The 20,340-nt window shown below is 65.2% G+C and carries 19 protein-coding genes; 9 read left to right on the forward strand and 10 right to left on the reverse strand.

What is annotated here, in order from left to right; all coding sequences use genetic code 11:
* Positions 1 to 27 precede the first annotated feature (27 nt).
* Entirely contained in the window at positions 28 to 1,776 is a 1,749-nt protein-coding gene (locus BCV67_RS13655) for a glutamine--tRNA ligase/YqeY domain fusion protein (RefSeq protein WP_062169141.1), read from the reverse strand.
* A gap of 103 nt (positions 1,777 to 1,879) precedes the next feature.
* On the opposite strand from BCV67_RS13655, the gene BCV67_RS13660 reads away from it, so the two are divergent.
* Genes BCV67_RS13660 through BCV67_RS13675 form a run of 4 tightly spaced genes read left to right on the forward strand, consistent with a single transcriptional unit; the run spans position 1,880 to position 4,023 of the window.
* The gene (locus tag BCV67_RS13660) at positions 1,880 to 2,548 is read left to right on the forward strand and encodes a glutathione S-transferase family protein (RefSeq protein ID WP_062169139.1); all 669 of its coding nucleotides are present in this window, start codon (positions 1,880 to 1,882) and stop codon (positions 2,546 to 2,548) included.
* Between the two features lie 13 nt (positions 2,549 to 2,561).
* Positions 2,562 to 2,828: a DUF2007 domain-containing protein gene (locus BCV67_RS13665; RefSeq protein ID WP_062169132.1), complete on the forward strand. Its 267-nt coding sequence runs from the start codon at positions 2,562 to 2,564 to the stop codon at positions 2,826 to 2,828.
* Between the two features lie 31 nt (positions 2,829 to 2,859).
* On the forward strand, positions 2,860 to 3,510 hold the full coding sequence (gene msrA / locus BCV67_RS13670) for a peptide-methionine (S)-S-oxide reductase MsrA (protein WP_062171737.1): 651 nt from the start codon (positions 2,860 to 2,862) through the stop codon (positions 3,508 to 3,510).
* 3 nt (positions 3,511 to 3,513) lie between these two features.
* A complete protein-coding gene (locus BCV67_RS13675) occupies positions 3,514 to 4,023 on the forward strand; it encodes a flavodoxin family protein (RefSeq protein WP_062169130.1) in 510 nt (169 codons plus the stop codon).
* A 184-nt stretch (positions 4,024 to 4,207) separates the two neighbouring features.
* On the opposite strand, the gene BCV67_RS13680 is transcribed toward BCV67_RS13675, so the two are convergent.
* The 5 genes from BCV67_RS13680 to ahpC all read right to left on the reverse strand — a co-directional run bounded on the left by BCV67_RS13680 (position 4,208) and on the right by ahpC (position 9,423).
* On the reverse strand, positions 4,208 to 5,173 hold the full coding sequence (locus BCV67_RS13680; RefSeq protein ID WP_062171734.1) for a transaldolase: 966 nt from the start codon (positions 5,171 to 5,173) through the stop codon (positions 4,208 to 4,210).
* A gap of 34 nt (positions 5,174 to 5,207) precedes the next feature.
* On the reverse strand, positions 5,208 to 5,633 hold the full coding sequence (gene rnk, locus BCV67_RS13685) for a nucleoside diphosphate kinase regulator (protein ID WP_057630901.1): 426 nt from the start codon (positions 5,631 to 5,633) through the stop codon (positions 5,208 to 5,210).
* A gap of 262 nt (positions 5,634 to 5,895) precedes the next feature.
* Positions 5,896 to 6,834: a LysR substrate-binding domain-containing protein gene (locus BCV67_RS13690; RefSeq protein ID WP_062169127.1), complete on the reverse strand. Its 939-nt coding sequence runs from the start codon at positions 6,832 to 6,834 to the stop codon at positions 5,896 to 5,898.
* Between the two features lie 164 nt (positions 6,835 to 6,998).
* Positions 6,999 to 8,591, reverse strand: coding sequence for an alkyl hydroperoxide reductase subunit F (gene ahpF, locus BCV67_RS13695; protein ID WP_062169125.1), 1,593 nt, complete (start codon positions 8,589 to 8,591; stop codon positions 6,999 to 7,001).
* A gap of 268 nt (positions 8,592 to 8,859) precedes the next feature.
* The gene (gene ahpC / locus BCV67_RS13700; protein WP_062169123.1) at positions 8,860 to 9,423 is read right to left on the reverse strand and encodes an alkyl hydroperoxide reductase subunit C; all 564 of its coding nucleotides are present in this window, start codon (positions 9,421 to 9,423) and stop codon (positions 8,860 to 8,862) included.
* 301 nt (positions 9,424 to 9,724) lie between these two features.
* On the opposite strand from ahpC, the gene prmC reads away from it, so the two are divergent.
* From prmC to pip, 3 genes are all read left to right on the forward strand, one after another.
* Entirely contained in the window at positions 9,725 to 10,567 is an 843-nt protein-coding gene (gene prmC / locus BCV67_RS13705; protein WP_062169121.1) for a peptide chain release factor N(5)-glutamine methyltransferase, read from the forward strand.
* Between the two features lie 227 nt (positions 10,568 to 10,794).
* Entirely contained in the window at positions 10,795 to 12,048 is a 1,254-nt protein-coding gene (locus tag BCV67_RS13710) for an erythromycin esterase family protein (RefSeq protein ID WP_062169119.1), read from the forward strand.
* Positions 12,049 to 12,121: 73 nt separating this feature from the next.
* Positions 12,122 to 13,066: a prolyl aminopeptidase gene (gene pip, locus BCV67_RS13715; RefSeq protein ID WP_062169117.1), complete on the forward strand. Its 945-nt coding sequence runs from the start codon at positions 12,122 to 12,124 to the stop codon at positions 13,064 to 13,066.
* A gap of 536 nt (positions 13,067 to 13,602) precedes the next feature.
* Here the strand turns inward: pip and BCV67_RS13720 are convergent.
* Genes BCV67_RS13720 through BCV67_RS20535 form a run of 4 tightly spaced genes read right to left on the reverse strand, consistent with a single transcriptional unit; the run spans position 13,603 to position 16,469 of the window.
* Positions 13,603 to 14,430, reverse strand: a complete 828-nt coding sequence (locus BCV67_RS13720) for an N-formylglutamate amidohydrolase (protein WP_428999479.1) — start codon at positions 14,428 to 14,430, stop codon at positions 13,603 to 13,605.
* A complete protein-coding gene (locus BCV67_RS13725; RefSeq protein ID WP_062169115.1) occupies positions 14,411 to 14,962 on the reverse strand; it encodes an NUDIX hydrolase in 552 nt (183 codons plus the stop codon). The genes BCV67_RS13720 and BCV67_RS13725 overlap by 20 nt, the downstream gene beginning before the upstream one ends.
* Positions 14,959 to 15,906 (reverse strand): 5'-3' exonuclease, encoded by a 948-nt coding sequence (locus tag BCV67_RS13730; RefSeq protein WP_428999521.1) that lies wholly within the window; start codon positions 15,904 to 15,906, stop codon positions 14,959 to 14,961. Before BCV67_RS13730 ends, BCV67_RS13725 begins: the two co-directional genes overlap by 4 nt.
* On the reverse strand, positions 15,894 to 16,469 hold the full coding sequence (locus tag BCV67_RS20535) for a nitroreductase family protein (RefSeq protein ID WP_062169111.1): 576 nt from the start codon (positions 16,467 to 16,469) through the stop codon (positions 15,894 to 15,896). Before BCV67_RS20535 ends, BCV67_RS13730 begins: the two co-directional genes overlap by 13 nt.
* A gap of 311 nt (positions 16,470 to 16,780) precedes the next feature.
* Between BCV67_RS20535 and BCV67_RS13740 the strand changes: the two genes are divergently transcribed.
* The gene (locus BCV67_RS13740) at positions 16,781 to 19,081 is read left to right on the forward strand and encodes a DUF1631 domain-containing protein (protein ID WP_062169109.1); all 2,301 of its coding nucleotides are present in this window, start codon (positions 16,781 to 16,783) and stop codon (positions 19,079 to 19,081) included.
* Positions 19,082 to 19,168: 87 nt separating this feature from the next.
* The gene (locus tag BCV67_RS13745; protein WP_062169107.1) at positions 19,169 to 20,272 is read left to right on the forward strand and encodes an NAD(P) transhydrogenase subunit alpha; all 1,104 of its coding nucleotides are present in this window, start codon (positions 19,169 to 19,171) and stop codon (positions 20,270 to 20,272) included.
* The last annotated feature ends 68 nt before the right edge of the window (positions 20,273 to 20,340 follow it).

Below are 20,340 nucleotides of genomic sequence, written 5' to 3' on the forward strand. Positions count from 1 at the left end.
GTCAGCCGATAACCCCGCCCGTCCTGATCAGGCCGACCAGGTATCGCGCAGCGTCACGCTGCGGTTGAACACCGGCTTGGCCGGGGTGTGGTCGCGGCGGTCGGCGACGAAGTAGCCGGTGCGCTCGAACTGGTAGCTCTGTTCCGGTGCGGCAGCAGCGGCAGCCGGTTCGACATAGCCGGTGACGACCTTGCGCGATTCCGGGTTCAGGTAATCGCGGTAGGTCTTGCCTTCGGATTCGTCGTCCGGGTCGGCCACCGAGAACAGGCGGTCGTACAGGCGCACTTCGGCTTCCACCGCGTGCTGGGCGCTGACCCAATGGATGGTGCCCTTGATCTTGCGGTTGGCGCCTTCCATGCCCGGGCGCGATTCCGGGTCCAGCCAGCCACGCAGCTCAACCACTTCGCCGGCATCGTTCTTGATCACTTCATCGACGCGGGCAATGCCAGCACCGCGCAGGCGCACTTCGCCGCCCGGCACCAGGCGCTTCCAGCCCTTGGGCGGTACTTCGGCAAAGTCGTCGCGCTCGATCCACAGCTCACGTGCGAACGGCACTTCGCGGGTGCCGAAGCTCTCGTCCTTCGGGTGGTTGCTGAAGGTGAGGGTTTCTTCGTGGCCTTCGGGCAGGTTGCTCAGCACCAGCTTGATCGGGTCGATCACCGCCATGCGGCGGGCAGCGGCGCTGTCCAGGTCTTCGCGCAGCGCGCCTTCCAGTACGCTGAAATCGATCTGCGAGTTCTGCTTGGAAATACCCACGCGCTCGGCGAACAGGCGCATGGCAGCCGGCGTGTAGCCACGGCGGCGCAGGCCCTGCAGGGTCGGCATGCGCGGGTCTTCCCAGCCATCGACCAGGTTCTCGGTGACCAGCGCCATCAACTTGCGCTTGCTCATCACCGTGTAGTTGATGTTCAAGCGCGAGAACTCGATCTGGCGCGGCTTGGCGGCTTCACGCGGCAGGCCCTTGTCGACCAGCGGCTGGGTCAGCGCGTTGTCGTGGGCGAAATCGACGTTGTCCACGCACCAGTCGTACAGCGGGCGGTGGTCTTCGAATTCCAGCGTGCACAACGAATGGGTGATGCCTTCCAGCGAATCGCCCAGCGCATGCGCAAAGTCGTACATCGGGTAGATCGGCCAGGCGTTGCCGGTGTTCTGGTGCTCGACGTGCTTGATGCGGTACAGCGCCGGATCGCGCAGGTTGATGTTGCCGCTGGCCATGTCGATCTTGGCGCGCACGGTGCGGGCGCCGTCGGCGAATTCGCCGGCGCGCATGCGTGCGAACAGGTCCAGGTTCTCCTCGACGCTGCGCTCGCGGTACGGCGACGGGCGGCCCGGCTCGGTCAGGCTGCCGCGGTAGGCGCGCACTTCCTCGGCCGACAGGTCGCAGACATAGGCCTTGCCGTCGCGGATCAGCTTCTGTGCGGCCAGGTAATAGGCATCAAAGTAGTCCGAGGCGTGGCGCAGCTCGTTCCACTCGAAGCCCAGCCAGCGCACGTCGTCCTGGATGGCGTTGACGTACTCGGGGTCTTCCTTGGCCGGGTTGGTGTCGTCGAAGCGCAGGTTGCAGACACCGCCGAACTCGCCGGCGATGCCGAAGTTCAGGCAGATCGACTTGGCGTGGCCGATATGCAGGTAGCCGTTGGGCTCGGGCGGGAAGCGGGTCTTGATGGCCGTGTGCTTGCCGCTGGCCAGGTCCTCACGGACGATCTGACGGATGAAGTCGCGCTTCTCAGGGGCGTTTTCCGGCGTGGCAGCGGCGGCAGGCGTGTTCTCGGACATGGGGGACGCAGCGTATTGAAGTAAACCGCAAGTTTAGCCGAGCCGGGCCGAGGTTGCCGGGGCGGCGCTATGCTGGAGGTCTTCCGCCCCGTGGATCGTGCCGATGGACCGCCCCGTTCTGGTGATAGGCAACAAGAATTACTCCTCCTGGTCGCTGCGCCCATGGCTGCTGCTGCGCCATTTCGGGGTGGCGTTCGACGAAGTGCGGCTGGCCCTGGACACGCCGGACTTTGCCAGCCAGGTGCGTCAGCATTCGCCCACCGGCAAGGTCCCGGCCCTGCGCGACGGGGCCTTGCAGCTGTGGGATTCGCTGGCCATCTGCGAATACGCCAACGAGCGCTGGCTGGGCGGGCGCGGTTGGCCGGCTGATCTGGGCCAGCGGGCGCTGGCCCGGGCCGCGGCGGCGGAGATGCATTCAGGTTTCACCGCGCTGCGCACTCAGCTGCCGATGAACAGCCGTCGCCAGCCCGATGGCTACCGCTGGGATGTAGCGGCCGACGCCGATATCGCGCGGATCGCTGTCTTGTGGAGCACGCTGCGCAGCGACCATGGCACCGGCGGGGACTTCCTGTTCGGGCAGTTCGGCATCGTTGATGCGATGTTTGCGCCGGTAGCGATACGTTTTGATGGCTACGGCGTGGCGGTGGAAGGCGAAGCCGCGCGCTATATGCAGGCGTTGTTGGCGCTGCCCGCTGTGCGGGAGTGGCGCCAGGCCGGAGCGGAGGAAAGCGAGCAGCTTGCCGCCACCGATGCGCTGCGCAAGCCGCTGTGAATGGAGAACCTTGATGCAGCTGATCTACCAGACCAACAACCTGTTCGACGCGCACCTGGTCAAGCATGCGCTGGAGGCCGCCGACATACCGGCCTTCGTGTTCGGCGAATCCCTGCTGGGTGCGGGCGGCGAACTGCCGCTGTTCGGCCTGCTGCGGGTCTGCGTGCCGGATTCGGCCAAGGCAGAGGCCGAAGACATCGTGGCTGCGTTGGGCTTGGACGATGGCGGCGACGCCCCCATCTTGGATGACGATGAAGCGCCGGGATTCCTCCCGGCCTGAGGAACTGACCATGTTGGGAATCGGCCAAGGTATTTTGGGTATCGGTGCATTCAAGCAGCGCCTGCCGCGCCCGGAAGAAGCACTGCCGGGGCGGGACACGCCGCTGCCGCTGCACAACGTGCATTTCGTCAACGGCCAGCCCTTGCAGGGCGACTTCGCCGGCCTGCAGGTGCTGGACGTGGGCCTGGGCTGTTTCTGGGGCGCCGAGCGCAAGTTCTGGCAGCTGCCGGGCGTGGTGACCACGGCGGTCGGCTACCAGGGCGGCGTCACCCCGAACCCGACCTACGAAGAGGCCTGTTCCGGGCTGACCGGCCATGCCGAAGTGGTGCGGGTGGTGTTTGATCCGGCACAGGTGACGCTGGACACCGTGCTGCGCACCTTCTGGGAAAACCACGACCCCACCCAGGGCATGCGCCAGGGCAACGACACCGGCACCCAGTACCGCTCCGCGCTCTATTGCCATACGCAGGAACAGTACGACGCGGCCATCGCCAGTCGTGCTGCTTACCAGCAGCAGCTGTCAGCGGCGGGCTATGGCGAGATCACCACCGAGATCGTTTTCCCGGCGCCGCCGTTCTATTACGCCGAGGATTACCACCAGCAATACCTGGCCAAGAATCCGAATGGCTATTGCGGCATCGGCGGTACCGGCGTGAGCTGCCCGATCGGCCTGGATGTCTGAGCGATGAGTGCCGCACCGCGCCGTCTGCTGGTGGTGTGGCACAGCTTTACCGGCGCCACTGAGGCGATGGTGGGCGCCTTGCTGCAGGGCGCGCATGCGGCAGCCGGTGATGCGGTGCAGGTAAGCGCAGTGCGCGCTGCCGATGCAGTTGCCGACGATGTGTTGATGGCCGATGCGGTGGTGTTTGCCACGCCGGAAACCCTGGCCTCGATGAGCGGGGCGATGAAGGATTTCTTCGATCGCAGTTATTACCCCTTGCTGGGGCGCTGCGAGGGCAAGCCGTATGCGCTGCTGGTGTGTGCGGGCTCGGATGGTCAGCCGACCATCGCGCAGCTGCGGCGGGTGGCCTTGGGCCTGCGCTTGAAAGAGGTGGCCGAGCCGGTGCTGGTGTGTACGCAGGCGCAGACGGCGGAGGCGATTCTGGCGGCGAAAGCAGTGCCGGAGGCTGAGCTGGCAAGAGGCCGGGAGCTGGGTGCGCTGCTGGCAGCAGGGTTGGAGCTGGGCGTGTTCTAGCGCTTGCGTTTGCTTCAGCTTAAGCCCCTCTCCCGCATGCGGGAGAGGGGTTGGGGTGAGGGCGCTCTGAAAGCACGTGGAGCAAAAGCTTTAAAAGCCTCCCCTCATCCGCCCCTTCGGGGCACCTTCTCCCGCGCGCGGGAGAAGGGAGGTGACATACGCTATGCAGTCGGTTGGTACAGCCTCAGCCGCCCAACTCATCCGCAATCCGCTGACGCAGGGTCTGCAGATCCTTGGCAAACGCTTCAATACCGGTAGCCAGCTTTTCCGTAGCCATCGGATCGACCGCCATATCGGCATCAAACTTCGCTTCATCAATCGCCGCCACGTTCACTGCTTCGGCAGCACCGGCCACCAGCTTGCGTGGCAGCTCGCCGAAATCAGCGTCCAGCTTCTCCAGCAGGTCCGGCGAAATCGTCAGACGGTCACAGCCGGCCAGCGCTTCAATCTGCGCGGTGGAACGGAACGAGGCGCCCATCACCACCGTGCTGGAACCACGACGCTTGAACTCGGCAAACACACCGCGCACGAACTGCACGCCCGGGTCTTCGTCGATGCTTGCCGGGGTCTGGCCGTTGGCGACGTACCAGTCCAGGATCCGGCCGACGAACGGCGAAATCAGGAAGGCACCGGCTTCCGAGCAGGCCAGGGCCTGGGTCGGGTTGAAGATCAGGGTCAGGTTGCAGTCGATGCCCTCGGCCTGCAGCACGCGGGCGGCTTCCACGCCGGCCCAGGTGGCGGCAATCTTGATCAGCACCTTGTCGCGCGGCACGCCGGCCGCTTCGTACATGGCGATGAACTCGCGTGCCTTGGCGATCGTCGCCTCGGTGTTGTGGGCCTGGTCGGCGTCCACTTCGGTGGAGACGCGGCCCGGCACCAGTTCGGCCAGCATCGTGCCGACGCCGACAGTCAGGCGATCAACAACGGCGTTGGCAACAGCCTGCTTGTCACCGGACTGAGCCCGGCCCCACTGCAGCTCGCGCTCGATCAGGCCGGCGTAGACCGGCAGGTCGAGGGCTTTCTTCACCAACGTCGGGTTGGTGGTGCAGTCGACCGGGCGCAGGCGTTTGATGGCGTCGTAATCACCGGTGTCGGCGACGACGACGGACAGTTCACGCAACTGGGCGAGCTTGGAGTGGGCCTGGGTCATTACGGTTTCCTGTTGCAGTGGCAGCGCGATGCGCTCAGCGGTGGAAATCACCAGCCGCTTCAGGCTGGTAGTGGACGGCGGTGACGCGCAGGCGCAGCTGGCGGCCGCCGGGTGCGGTCCAATCGATGGTCTGGCCAACCGACAAGCCCAACAGGGCACTGCCAACCGGCGCCAGGATCGACACGCGGCCCTTGTCGAAATCCGCTTCGTGCGGATAGACCAGGGTCAGGGAATGTTTTTCGTTGTGCAGTTCGTCTTCGCAGTCCACACGGGAGTGCATGGTGACGATGCCTTCGGGAATTTCTTCCGGCGGCAGCACCTGCGCGCGCTCAAGTTCCTGCGCAAGGGCAACGGCGGCCGGGTGCCGGCTCAGCGCCGGGGAGTCAAGCAGGGCTTCAAGACGGGCCATGTCACGGGTGGAAACAACGATGGATGGCGGCAGACCGCTGTGGCTGGTCATGGGAATTCCTTATCTGTATGAAGAGCAAGCAAAAGGCGACGCTTGGTCGGCGCCGCCCGGGTTTCTATTGTGCTGGTGAAGCGGGCCGCAGGCGACCCTGTGAAGATCATGGGGCCGCTCAGGCCCGGATGCAATGTAGGGCAGGGGCATGTTCAGCTTTTGGGGTGCAAACAGTTGCGCCTCCCCTGCGCTGCGGCGCCAGGGCCATTGCCCCCTCCCTTGCGCCGCAGGCGCAGGGGAGGGCTGGGGAGGGGTAGAGACTTTAGCCCTGAACCCGCGTCGGCTCCACCGGCACCGGCGCCTCCAACAAGCCCGCCGGTAACTGTTTGAACAATTGGGCGAACTGTTCCAGGAACGCGCCCATCGCCGAGCTGCGGCGCCAGATCATGCCAATGCGCCGGTTCGGCTGTGGGTTGCCCGAAAACGGGATCAATCTGACGTTCTCCGAGCGCGCCACCGGCGGCTTCACCGCCAGCATCGGCAGCAGGGTGACGCCAACATTGGCCGCCACCATCTGCCGCAGGGTCTCCAGGCTGGTGGCCTGGAATTCGGACTTCTCCAGCGCACCGGCCATATGGCAGACATCCAGCGCCTGGTCGCGCAGGCAGTGACCGTCCTGCAACAGCAGCAGGCGCTGGTCGGACAGGTCGTCCAGAGTCAAGGAGGCGTGCCTGGTCAGTGGGTGACCTTCCGGCGCTGCCAGCACGAAGGGCTCTTCGAACAGGAACTCGGTGTGCAACTGTTCGTCGGCCACCGGCAACGCCAGCAGTGCGGCGTCGAGCTGGCCATTGCGCAGTTGCGCCAGCAGCACGTCGCTTTTCTCCTCGACCAGCAGCATTTCAAGTTGCGGGAAGCGCTGGCGGATTGCCGGCACCACATGTGGCAGCAGATACGGGCCCAGTGTTGGGAAAATGCCCAGGCGCACGGTACCGGCTTCCGGATCGCGCGCGCGGCGCGCGGCCTCCTTCATCTGTTCCACTTCGGCCACGATGCTGCGCGCACGCGCTGCGGCTTCGCGGCCGGCCGGGGTCAGCATCACCTTGCGTGGCGCGCGTTCGACCAGCGGCACGCCCAGCTCTTCTTCCAGCTTCTTGATCTGGGTGGACAGCGTGGGCTGGCTGACAAAGCTGGCTGCCGCCGCACGGCCGAAGTGCTTGTGCTCGGCCAGCGCCACCAGGTATTTCAGATCGCGAAGATTCATGTTTGGCCTTTGAAGCTGGGAACGTAGAGCTCAGGAACCAGAAACGCAGAGCTGAGTTGGCCAACATCCGCGTTGGCCCTTACTGGTTTCTGGTTCCTCACCACTGTTGCTACGGCGGTAAGTGCGGTCAAATCAAAGCCCCGCAATGCGGGGCTTTGAGGGCTTCAGGCGGTTTCTTCCACTGCCGTCGCAGGCTGCAGCACCGGTGTACGGATCAGATGATCGAAGGCACTGAGTGCGGCGGTAGAACCGGCGCCCATGGCGATGACGATCTGCTTGTACGGCACCGTGGTGCAGTCACCGGCGGCAAACACGCCCGGCACATTGGTCTGGCCGCGGTCATCGATGATGATCTCACCGCGATCGCTGAGCTCCACCGTGCCACGCAGCCACTCGGTGTTCGGCAGCAGGCCGATCTGCACGAAGATGCCTTCCAGCTCGACGCGGTGCGAATCGCCACCGACGCGGTCGGTATAGACCAGGCCATTGACCCTCTGGCCGTCGCCCAGCACTTCGGTGGTCTGTGCGTTGAGCACCACCTTCACGTTGGGCAGGCTGTTGAGCTTGGCCTGCAGCACCTGGTCGGCACGCAGCTTGCTGTCGAACTCGAACACGGTGACGTGGCTGACAATGCCGGCCAGGTCGATGGCCGCTTCGACGCCGGAGTTGCCGCCGCCGATCACCGCCACGCGCTTGCCCTTGAACAGCGGGCCGTCGCAGTGCGGGCAGTAGGCCACGCCCTTGTTGCGGTACTCGTTCTCGCCCGGCACGTTCATCTGCCGCCAGCGTGCGCCGGTGGACAGGATCACCGTCTTGGACTTCAGCGAGGCACCGTTTTCCAGCTGCACTTCGACCAGGCCATCGGCACCGGCCGGCACCAGCTTGGTGGCGCGCTGCAGGTTCATGATGTCCACCTCGTACTCGCGTACGTGGGCTTCCAGCGCGGCGGCCAGCTTCGGGCCTTCGGTGTGCTGCACCGAGATGAAGTTCTCGATCCCCATGGTGTCCAGCACCTGGCCACCGAAACGCTCGGCAGCAACACCGGTGCGGATGCCCTTGCGCGCGGCATAGATCGCCGCCGCGGCACCGGCTGGGCCACCGCCCACCACCAGCACGTCGAAAGCATCCTTGGCCTTGATCTTTTCGGCATCACGCGCGGCGGCACCGGTATCCAGCTTGGCGACGATCTGCTCCAGGCTCATGCGGCCCTGGTCGAACACTTCGCCGTTGAGATAGACGGTCGGCACCGACATCACCTGGCGCTGCTCGACCTCGTCCTGGAACAGGGCGCCGTCGATGGCGACATGGGTGATGTTGGGGTTCAGCGCTGCGGCCAGGTTCAGCGCCTGCACCACGTCCGGGCAGTTCTGGCAGGACAGCGAGAAATAGGTTTCAAAGCGGTACTCGCCCTTCAGGTCGCGGATCTGCTCCAGCAGCTCGGCCGATTCCTTGGACGGATGGCCGCCGACCTGCAGCAGGGCCAGCACGAAGGAGGTGAATTCGTGGCCCATCGGCAGGCCGGCGAAGGTCAGGCCGATGTTCTGGCCCGGGCTGTCGAGGTCGAACGAAGGCACGCGGCCCTGGCCGTCACGGCGCACGTCCAGCGTGATCTTGTCCGACAGGGTGACCAGCGTGTTGAGCAGCTCCATCATCTCCTGCGACTTTTCGCCGTCATCGGCGTGCGCGGTGATGTGGATCGGGCGGGTAACCCGTTCCAGGTAGGTCTTGAGCTGGGTCTGCAGGTTGGCATCCAACATGGACAATCTCCTATCGAGGCAAAACGTCGAGGCAATACTGGGGAGTGACGTCACTGCGTGGGGGCAGGCCGCCTTGAAAAGTAGGGGTGAACCGCAGCCTGCTTGCTCGGCTGGCTGGCGCCGTGCTGGCTGGCGTCAAACAGTCTGCGGTTCACCCCCACACCCGCCGCGAAGCGGGGTGGGGAATGAAGCCAATCACCAACAACCAGTCCCTATAAACCAGCACGTGAATACTGGTTCCAGGTTCCTGACTGGTGGTTCCTGGCAGTTAGATCTTGCCGACCAGGTCCAGCGACGGGGTCAGGGTCTTTTCGCCTTCCTTCCACTTGGCCGGGCACACTTCGTTCGGGTGTGCGGCGGTGAACTGGGCAGCCTTCAGCTTGCGCAGGGTCTCGGACACGTCACGGGCGATCTCGTTGGAATGCACTTCCATGGTCTTGATCACGCCTTCCGGGTTGATCACGAAGGTGCCGCGCAGGGCCAGGCCTTCTTCCGGAATGTGCACGCCGAAGGCGTTGGTCAGCTGGTGGGTCGGGTCGCCGACCAGCGGGAACTTGGCCTTGCCCACGGCCGGCGAGGTTTCGTGCCACACCTTGTGCGAGAAGTGGGTATCGGTGGTCACGATGTAGACCTCGGCACCGGCCTTCTGGAACTCGGCATAGTTTTCAGCGGCGTCTTCAATCTCGGTCGGACAGTTAAAGGTGAAGGCTGCCGGCATGAAGATCAGGACCGACCACTTGCCCTTCAGCGACTCTTCGGTGACTTCAATGAACTTGCCGTTGTGGAAAGCATTGACCTTGAACGGCTGGACCTGGGTATTGATAAGGGACATGGAGATTCCTCTTGGGTGGTAGGGCGGGGTGAATCGATGGAGCAAGACTAATAGGCAGAAACTAATAAAACAAATGAATTGGATGCATCGTATCAATAGGCAATGGCTATCAATCGACGCCATAAGCCTGCCTCAAAGCCTGATATCGGGTGCTTTGGCGGCTTTCCAAGCGCTCAGAAGCCTGGCTGAACGGCCCGACATAGACACGATTAATCTCTCGGCAAGCATGCTGGCGGGTAGGCAGGGGCGGGCGCGCTGACTATCCTCGCCGTCCTGAAACTTGCAGTGAAGAGGTAGCGAAGTGTCCACCCTGAAGGTTGCCGAGCTGTTGCGCGAGGCCGCTGCGCGCCTGCCGGGCGCAGATGCCCGCCACGAGGCCGAGCAGCTGCTGATCCACGTACTGGGCGTGGAAAGGGCGTGGTTGTTCGCCCATGCCAGCGACGAGGTGGATGCGGACACCCGCGGGCGCTTCGAGGTACTGCTGGCGCGGCGTGCCGAAGGCCACCCGCTGGCTTATCTGACCGGCCGTCGCGGTTTCTGGACCCTGGATCTGCAGGTCAATACCGCCACCCTGATCCCGCGCCCGGAGACCGAGCTGCTGGTCGAGCAGGTACTGGCCCGGCTGCCGGCCGACGAGATGTTGCGGGTGGCCGACATGGGTACCGGCAGCGGCGCGGTTGCCCTGTCCATCGCCAGCGAGCGGCCATTGGCCACGGTGATGGCCACCGACGTACTGGGCCCGGCGCTGGCGGTGGCGGTGAAGAACGCACAGGCGCATGGACTGGAAAATGTCTGGTTCCGGCGCGGGCACTGGTATGCGGCGCTGGGAGCGGACCGCTTCGACATGATCGTCAGCAACCCGCCGTACATCGCTGCAGGTGACCCGCACCTGGTGCAGGGCGACCTGCGCTTCGAGCCGCCACCGGCACTGGCCTCCGGTGCGGATGGGCTGGATGCGATCCGCGAGATTGTCGCCGGCGCGCACGATCATCTGGTGCCGGGCGGTTGGTTGTTGCTGGAGCACGGCTGGGACCAGGGGCCGGCGATCCGCGCCTTGCTTGAGCAGGCAGGTTTCGTGGAAGCACAGACCGTGCAGGATCTGGAGCAGCGTGACCGGGTGACCTTGGGGCGCTGGCCTGGTTGAGGTTGGCACGCCCGTTGCTGTGGAATGTCTGCCGCTGGTTCGTGGATATTCCGCGTTGGCGGGAAGGTCCGGCGTGATGGCCCGTGCCACCGCAGGACGAAGGTCAAGATGAAAGCCAGGACAGAGCCAGAAGCCCGCATTGCAGGCGGTTGGCGCGGACATATTCTGTCCGTAGCAGGCAGCGCAGAACCTCCCGTAGCATCGCCGTTTTGATGCCGGGGAAGACGATGAGCCGCAGCGCGTTCACTGCCGTATTGCTGTTCACGTCGCTGGCGTGCCTGCCGGCATCGGCGTCCAGCAGGCAAGCTCCGCTCCATCCGCTGCGGGAGAGTGCGCCGATACAGGACGACTATGCCGATCTGGCACCGTTGGGTGAGGCAATCGGCGACAAGCGCATCGTCATGCTCGACGAGCTGACCCACGGCGAGGGCAACATCTACGAAAGCAAGGTGCGCACCGTGCGTTACCTGCACGAGCGCAAGGGCTTCGACCTGCTGGTGCTGGAAAGCGGCTTGTTCGATGTCACCCGCCTGTGGCAGTCGCGCTTGCCGCTGCGTGCCAACGCGCCAGGCACCATCTTCTACATGTACGCCAACAGCGCCGAATTGTGGCCGCTGTACGACTACCTGGACGCACAGCGGGATACGCCGGCGGCGATGCAGCTGGCCGGCTTCGACGGCCGCCTGAGCGGCAGCCTGTCACGCACGCAGCTGGTACCACAGCTGCGTGAGCGGTTGTCGAAACAGGCACTGGATGCTTCACAGCAGCAACGCGCGCAGCGCTATCTGCTGCAGGTACAGCGGCTGTTGGATGGCCAGCTGGCGGCGGCCGATGCAGGCGAACGCGAGCAGTTCCTGGCGGACGGCCAATGGCTGCCGCAGCTGTTGCCGGCGGCAGACGATGAGCACGGTGATGATGTTTTCGACAGCGATGGCTTCTGGCGGCGCATCAATGCCAGCGTGCAGCGCATGGCCGAGGTGGTTTGGCAGCTGCGGCCATTCGATGAACACGACCCGATCATGGCTGGCAATCTGGAGTGGCTGCTGGCGCAGGCCTATCCCGGGCGCAAGGCTGTCGTCTGGGGGCACTACGCGCATCTGAACCGGCTCGGCGGCTACCGTGACGGCCACCCGCGCGGGTTTCCGCCGGTCGACAACGTGACCCGCGCGCTGCCGGCCGCGTTGCAGGTGCAGACCTATGTGCTGCACTACGCCGGTGCGCAGGGTCGTTACCGCGACTACATCGACCAGCAGCTGCGGGTGGTAGCGGCGGGGCCGCATCAGCTGGAATCACGGCTTACCGCAAAGGGCGCGGTGTTCGTGGACCTGCACGCGGGTAGCCTGCCCGGCGAGCAGGATGCGCGCGGCCGGTTATGGAGCATGGATTACGCCGATGGCCTGGGCCTGCCCGAGGCGCGGCAGCGCTTCGACGGGATGTGGCTGCAGCCGTCGATAACGCCGTCCGATTTCCGCTCGCGCTGATGCGCCGGGCCGCAGCGACAAGACCGAAACATCGCTGCGTTAAACTGTGCATCCAGTTCACAACGAGGCTGCCATGCGCACGCTCTATCCCGCCATCGAGCCCTACGATACCGGCACGCTCAAGGTCGACGATCGCCACACGCTGTACTTCGAACAATGCGGCAACCCCAACGGCAAGCCGGTGGTGATGCTGCACGGCGGCCCCGGTGGCGGCTGCAGCGACAAGATGCGCCAGTTCCACGACCCGGCCAAGTACCGCATCATCCTGTTCGATCAGCGTGGCTCGGGACGTTCTACCCCGCATGCCGATCTGGTGGACAACACCACCTGGGACCTGGTCGCCGACATCGAAAAGCTGCGTGAGAAGCTCGGCGTCGACAAGTGGCAGGTGTTCGGCGGCAGCTGGGGTTCCACGCTGGCGCTGGCCTATGCCGAAACCCACCCGCAGCGCGTCACCGAACTGGTGCTGCGCGGCATCTTCATGCTGCGCCGTTGGGAGCTGGAGTGGTTCTACCAGGAAGGCGCCAACCGCCTGTTTCCCGATGCCTGGGAGCACTACCTCAAGCCGATCCCGCAGGTTGAACGCCACGATCTGATTTCGGCCTTCCATCGCCGCCTGACCAGTGACGACGAAGCCACCCGTCTGGCCGCCGCCAAGGCCTGGAGCGTATGGGAAGGCGCAACCAGCTTCCTGCACGTGGACGACGACTTCATCAACAGCCACGAAGACCCGCAGTTCGCGCTGGCATTCGCCCGCATCGAGAACCATTACTTCGTCAACGGCGGCTTCTTCGAAGAAGAAAACCAGCTGCTGCGCGACGCGCACAAGATCGCTGATATCCCCGGCGTAATCGTGCACGGCCGTTACGACGTGGTGTGCCCGCTGGCCAATGCCTGGGAGCTTCACAAGGCCTGGCCGAAGGCACAGCTGCAGATCAGCCCGGCCTCGGGCCACTCGGCGTTCGAAGCCGAGAACGTGGACGCACTGGTACGCGCCACCGACAGCTTCGCCGGTTGATAAGTCAGCCCCTGTAGAGCGGAGCGATGCTCCGCTGGGACGTTGCTGATAAACCGCTCCTGTAGGAGCGGCGTAAGCCGCGAAGCCGGTAGATGATCAGACCGCAGCAATGCGTGTCTGTTCGTTGGAGCCAGCTTTATGGCTGGTGAGCCAAGGCCACCCAGCGTCGTTACCGTAGTTGTTGGTTTGCTGGTGAAGCCCTTGCCGAGCATGGCTCGGCACTACATGGGCTTTGCTTGATCAAAAAATGACCAGTGGCTGTAAAGGCCCGTCGCACAAAGGGTGCGCAACCTTATCCACAGCTTGTGTAGCCATCAGGGCACAGCCTGTGTGGACAACGCAATGCCTGCGGTAGTGCCGAGCCATGCTCGGCAGGGGCTTCATAAGCGCTACATCGGATGGCGCACAAGCTTCGCGGCTCCCACAAAAAGAATCGGCCACTGTAGTGCCGAGCCATGCTCGGCAGGGGCTTCACAAGCGCTACATCGGATGGCACACCAGCTTCGCGGCTGACGCCGCTCCTACAAGCGTCTTGCCTACACGCCGCTTCGCGCTTGCTGCATGGCAAGCAGTTCCGGCTGCAAACCGCGGAAAATCCGCTCCAGGCGTTCTGCCCAGGCTTGTTGGCCTGCGGCATCGGCAATCAGGTCCTGGCGGATTTCCAGCTCCACGTGCACCAGCCCACGGCCTTCGCCGTGCACTGGTACCGCGTAGTCGCTACTGCTGTTGACCGAATACGGCTGGTTGTCGCCCACTTCCAGGTCGCCTTCCGCACGCAATGCCTGCAGTAGTGCATGCGCGAAGCGGGTGTCCTGGTGGTAGAGCACGCCGGCGTGCCACGGCCGCTGCACACCGTTCATGGCTGGGGTGAAGCTGTGCATCATCACCAGCAGGGTCGGCACGCCGGCGTCGCGGCGGCGGTCCAGCTCGCTATCGATACGGGCGTGGTACGGCGCATGGATGGCGTCGATGCGCTGCTGCCGTTGCTGCGGGCCCAGGCCGAGATTGGCCGGCACCGGCGTGCCATCGCTGGTTTCCGGAATCAGTGTTGGCGACACCAGCGGCCGGTTGCAGTCGATCAGCAGGCGTGAATAGGTCTGCTCGATGGCCCAGGCGTCCAAGCGCTGCGAAAGCGCGCGGGTGGTGCCGGCAATGCCGATGTCCCAGCCGATATGGCGGTCCAGTTCTGCCTGCGGCAGGCCCAGCATGTCCAGCGATTGCGGCACACGCTGGCCAGCATGGTCGGCCAGCAGCAGGAACGGCGAGCGGCCCTGCGGGTTGTGGATGGTGAACACCGCTGGATCATCCGCGCCAAGCAGCGGCGGCAATTGTTGAATGCCTGAATCAGCCACGTGGGCGCCCATCCAGATGGTGTTCGATCATCCACAAGCCGGCCCACAACTTTGCGTCCAGCTCGTAGCCTTCGCCCATCTTCTCTACCAGCCAGGCAGCGGCGCGCGCACGCGGAATGCTGTGCACGGTGATGTCCTCGCTGGCATCGCCGCCGCCGGCGCCGACCTTGCGCAGGCCGGTGGCGCGGACGAAGGCGATCTTCTCGTTGCTGGCGCCGGATGAGGTGGGGCCGATCATCAACACTTCGGCGTGATCGGCGGTCCAGCCGGTTTCTTCTTCCAGCTCGCGGATGGCCGAAACCTCGATGGATTCGCCGGCATCGACGTCGCCGACCAGCCCGGCCGGCATTTCAATGGTGCGGGCCTGCAGTGGCACGCGGAACTGCTCGACGAACAGCACCTCGTCGTCCGGGGTGACTGCGATGATGATCGCGGCCAGGCCACCGGCGTGGGTACGCTCGCTGTATTCCCAGGTGCCGCGCACCAGCATGCGCTGGTATTTGCCTTCGTAGACGACGCGCGGTTCAGCGGTGTTGTTGCTCATGCGAACTCGTTGGCAGGAGTGGAAGGGGATTGCAGCCCGGCAGCGGTCATCAGCCGGCGCCGGGTCATCGGGCCGAAGCGCAGCGCCTCGCACAGCCCGCCGAGCATGTCGCCGTCGCCGCTGTTGCGCAGGAAGCCGCCGGCGGCATTGTGCAGTGGCGCGTTCAAGGCCACGGTGGTGAGCTGGCGGAATAGCAACGCCTGTTCGCGCTGCTCGCGCAGCCGCACCGCAAGGGTGGCTGCGCCGCGCAGGCGCAGGAAGGGCACCTCGTCGATGCGTTCGAGCAGGGCGTCCATCGTGCCGAAATGCGCCAGCAGCACCGCCGCCGACTTGGCGCCAATGCCGGAAACGCCGGGAATGTTGTCCACCGCATCGCCGCTCAAGGCCAGATAGTCGGCCACCTGATGGGCGTGCACACCTTGCCGCGCTTTGACGCCGTCGGCACCCCAGCGCTGGTTGCGCGCGTAGTCCCACTGCTCGTCATGTTCCAGCAGCAGTTGCGACAGATCCTTGTCGGCCGAGACGATGACGCCGCGCAGGCGGCCGCGGCTGGCATGCAGGGCACTGCCGATCAGGTCGTCGGCTTCATAGTCGCGGTCGGCCAGCACTTCCAGGCCCAGGGCGGCGCATAGCGCCTTGCAGTGGGCGAACTGGCGGCGCAGTGCCTCCGGGGCCGGATCGCGGTTGGCCTTGTAGGCCGGGTAAATCGCGTGCCGGAAGCAGCTGTCCAGCGCCTCGTCGAAGGCCACGGCGATGTGCTGGGGACGTTCGCGTTCAAGCAGGTCCAGCAGGAAGCGGGCAAAACCGTGAACTGCGTTTACCGGCCACCCCTGCGCATCCTGGAATTCATCCGGAATCGAGTGCCAGGCGCGGAACACGTACAGACTGGCATCGATCAGATACAGCGGCTGCAACGGGGCGCTGCCGGCACTCACGGCTGCCAGTCCTGCAGCAGGCTGGCCGGGTCGGGCCGGTCGCGGTCGGGGACGGCAATCTTGGGCGTGCCGATATGGATGAAGCCGACGATCCGTTCGTTGTCCGCCAGGCCCAGGTGACGGGCGACTTCCGGGTCGGTGGCCATCCATGCGGTCAGCCATTGCGCACCAAAACCACAGCCCTGGGCGGCCTGCAGCAGTGCGAAACAGACGCAGCCGGCGGTGAACAGCTGTTCCTGGGCCGGCACTTTGGGGTTGTCCTGCAGCCGCGCGATCACGGTGATGATCAGCGGCGCATTGGAAAAGCGCTGGCGGTCCTTCTCTACCGCCGCTTCGGACGCATTGGGGTCGCGCTGGCGGCTGCGCTGGGCCAGAAACTCGCCCAGCGCGTGACGCGCCTGGCCCTGCAGGCGTAGAAAGCGGAACGGCACCAGCTTGCCGTGATCGGGCACGCGCACGGCCGATTGCAGCATGCGCAGCTGGGTGGCGGGGTCCGGTGCGGGCTCGCCCAATTGCAGGGAGGGCACCGAATGGCGCTGGTCCAGCGCTTGCAGGAAGCAGTTGTCGGACATGGTTCACAGGGAGCTGAGGCGGCCACTGATTATAGACGCCGCCCATGTACCGGCCGTTTAGCGCGGGCCCGGGTCAGTTTTGTGCGCTGTGTTGGCTGCCATCCACGAGGTATGGGTCGCTAATAATCGCCGACACGCTTAGCATTGCTGGAATTGCGGGAAGAAATCATGAGGTAGGAAGTGCGGACTGCATCACTGACCCTGTTCATCTTCTCCGCCTACCATGCGCGTGCGGTTTCGGGGGCCGTGTCTGCATTTCCTAATTCGTTTATCAGAAGATCAGCGCCTGTAAGGGTGTGGAGCCTTTGCGCATGATGTCCAATCCGCATCCCGCCGGTCAGCCCGGTCGTAACCAGAATCTGCTCGGCATGGCCCGCGAGGCCTCCTTGCCGGTGCTTTCGCAGGCCTTTGCCAAGGTGCTGGCGGGGTTTGATGATGTGCTGTTCGACCGGGCGGAAACCGCCGGTTCCTCCCAATTGGCCTTCCTTGACGGCATGCGTGAGCTGCGCCGTCGCCGCGATGAGATCTCGCGCCGGTTTGACGCTCACCTGCAGCAGGCCTGGGCCGCGCTGGACGCGGGCACCCCGCAGTCGGCTGAAGCGGTGCTGGCCGGGCAGAACGAGGGCGGCCTGAGCCTGGTGCCCGAACACATTCTGGAATCGCGGCTGGCGGTGCGCAATTTTGCGACCGTGCTGCTGCGTGACTGGAAGCAGGTGCTGCTGCGCATCGATCACCGCTTGGCCTGGGTGGCCGGGGTGGCGGCACTGGATGCCGATACCAACCCGATCGGCCCAGAGCACATCGGTGTGGCCGTGCACGAGGCGTTCTATACCTGTGACCTGACCGCTGAAGTGCGGCTGGTGCTGTTCAAACTTTGCGAGCGCGAGTTCGCCGCCGGCGTGGGCAAGCTGTACGAAGCGGTGGACGCACGCCTGGCCCAGGCCGGCGCCGCGCCCGAGATCGCCACGCCGCGCCGGCCCACGCCGCAGCGCGCACCTGCCGAGCAGATGGCCCAGGCCGCGCAGGAAGAAGAAGGTTTCGATGCGGGCCATGCGCCGATGTGGGCGCGGCGCTTCTCCGAGCGTTGGACGCAGCAACGCGGCAGCATCGCCGGCCACGAGGCCGCACAGGCCGCCGCCGGGTTCGAAGCCGAACAGGCCTATGGCAATCCACAGAACATGGTGCTCGAGGCGCTGCACGAGCTGCTGGCGCAAAGCCGGCAGACCCGCGAAGGGGCGTCCGCGCCGGATGCGGCGCAGACCGGCGCAGGCCTGCACCGTTCCTTGAACCAGCGCGAGATGATGTCGGTGCTGTCGCTGCTGCAGGCTACGCCCAGCGCAACCCTGCGCGCGGCGGTGGGCGAGGATGGCGAATCGCTGGCGCAGCGCCTGAAGAGTGAAGTGTTGTCCGGTGCCACGCGGCTTGGGGTTGACCCCGAGCAGGCGCGCCTGGACCCGCAGGACGAAGACGCGATCGACCTGGTCGGCATGCTGTTTGACGTGATGCTCGACGAGCGCGATCTGGAAGGCCGTTCGCGCGAGCTGATCGGCCGCCTGGTGGTGCCCTTCGTCAAGGTCGCCATGCTCGACCGCCGCATGTTCGTGCAGAAGACCCACCCGGCGCGCAAGCTGCTCAACTCGCTGGCCGAGGCCTGCGAAGGCAATGCCGGTGAAAGCCAGGCCGAGCGCGCGCTGATGGGCAAGGTCGAGGAAATCATTGAAAGGTTGACCGCCGAGTTCAACGAGAACCTGGCGATCTTCCTCACCCTGGAGGAAGAGTTCCGCGACTTCCTGGCCCAGCACCGCCGCCGCATCGAAATCACCGAGCGCCGTGCGGCCGAAACCCAGCGTGGCCAGGAAAAGCTGGAAGTCGCCCGCAACCGCGCCAGCGCCGAGCTGGACAAGCGCGTTGCCGGTGTGGCCCTGCCCAAGGCCATCGAAGACTTCCTGCGCCAGCCCTGGAACCACCACCTCACGCTCACCCTGCTGCGCGAAGGCGATGACGGAGAAGGTGTGACCGAGGCCCTGAAGCTGGCCGACGACGTGCTGGAAGAAGTAGCCGAGGCGCGCCGCCATATCGTCGGCAAGCTGTGGTTGCAGTCCAGCCAGCCGGGCCTGCGCAAGGTGTTTGCCAGCGTTGGCCTGCATGGCGAAGGCGGCACCACTGCCATTGACGCGCTGCACGACACCCTGCAGTCCATCGCCGAGCTGCGTCCCGAGCTTGAGCGTGCATTGCCCGAGTTGCCGCAGATTGCCCTGCCCACACCGCCCGCACCGGAAACCCCCGCCATCGAATTCGGCAGTGCGACCAAGGCCGAAGATTTCGATGACGGTGATGCCGAGCGCTTCCGCAGGATGGAAATTGGCACCTGGCTGGACTTCATCGACAAGGACGGCAAGATGCAGGCCGGCAAGCTGTCCTGGGTGAGCCCGATTTCCTCGCGCCTGCTGTTCGTCAACCGACGCGGCATCCGTTTCTGCGTGGCCTCGCCGGAGGAACTGGCAGTGATGGTGCGGCTGGAACGCCTGCGTCCGCACGTGGACGACGGCGCCTTCGACAGCGCCATGCAGGGCGTGATCGACCGCCTCGAGCCGCAGGGCGTTGCCCACTGATTGCCGCCAGGCAGGCAAGGGCCTGCCGCAGCGGCCACCGGCTTTGCTACGATCCGACGGTTCATCCGTTGCGCATCGAGGACTGGAATGGCCGTTGATGTCTGGGTATTGAAGGAAACTGCCGAGGGCGAGCGGCGCGTTGCCGCCACGCCGGAAACAGTCAAGAAACTGGTGTCGGCCGGCGCGCAGGTACACCTGCAGGCTGGCGCAGGGACGGCCGCTGGCTTCCCCGATCAGGCCTATGTGGATGCAGGGGCACAGCTGGGTGATGCGCTGGAAAGCGCGGACCTGCTGCTGTGCGTGCAGGCGCCATCGTTACCGACCATCGGCCGGCTCAAGGCCGGCGCGGTACTGGTCGGCGGCGTGCAGCCCGAAGCCGATCCCGCGCGCGCGGCGGGCTTGCAGGCGCGGCAGCTGCAGACATTCCCGTTGGAACGATTGCCGCGCACCACCCGCGCGCAGGCGATGGACGTGCTCAGTTCACAGGCTGGCATGGCCGGCTACAAGGCGACCTTGATCGCCGCCCAGCTGGCCCCGCGCTTCTTTCCAATGCTGACCACCGCTGCCGGCACCATCCGCCCGTCGAAGGTGTTGATTGTCGGTGCCGGCGTTGCCGGCCTTCAGGCGGTGGCCACCGCCAAGCGCCTGGGCGCAGCGGTGGAAGGCTTCGATGTGCGTCCGGAAACCCGCGAACAGATCGAATCGCTGGGCGGCAAGTTCCTGGACCTGGGCGTCAGCGCAGCCGGCGAAGGCGGCTATGCCCGGCAGCTGACCGAGGAAGAGCGTGCCGAGCAGCAGCGACGTCTGGCCGAGCATCTGAAGGGTGTGGATGTCGTCATCTGCACCGCAGCTGTGCCGGGACGGCCGGCACCGAAGATCGTTACCGCGGCGATGGTGGCGGGCATGCGCCCGGGCAGCGTGATCGTCGACCTGGCCGCCGAAACCGGCGGCAACTGCGAAGCCACCCAGCCGGGGCAGACCATCGAGGTAGGCGGCGTGACGGTTGCCGGCCCACTGAATCTGGCCAGCATGGGCGCGGTACACGCCAGTGAGATGTTCGCGCGTAATGTGTACAACTTCGTTGCGTTGTTCCTGAAGGACGGCAGGCTGACGTTTGACTGGAATGACGAACTGCTGGCCAAGACCGTGTGGCCGCAACGCCCTGCGGGCGGTGAGATTCCGCCGGTGTGAGCGGTCAAGCTGGAGCGGGGCCGTGCTCCGCTGAAGCTTTCCTGCTGGACCTTGTGGGAGCGGCGTAA

The sequence above is a fragment of the Stenotrophomonas nitritireducens genome (genome assembly GCF_001700965.1).
GTDB lineage: Bacteria > Pseudomonadota > Gammaproteobacteria > Xanthomonadales > Xanthomonadaceae > Stenotrophomonas > Stenotrophomonas nitritireducens_A.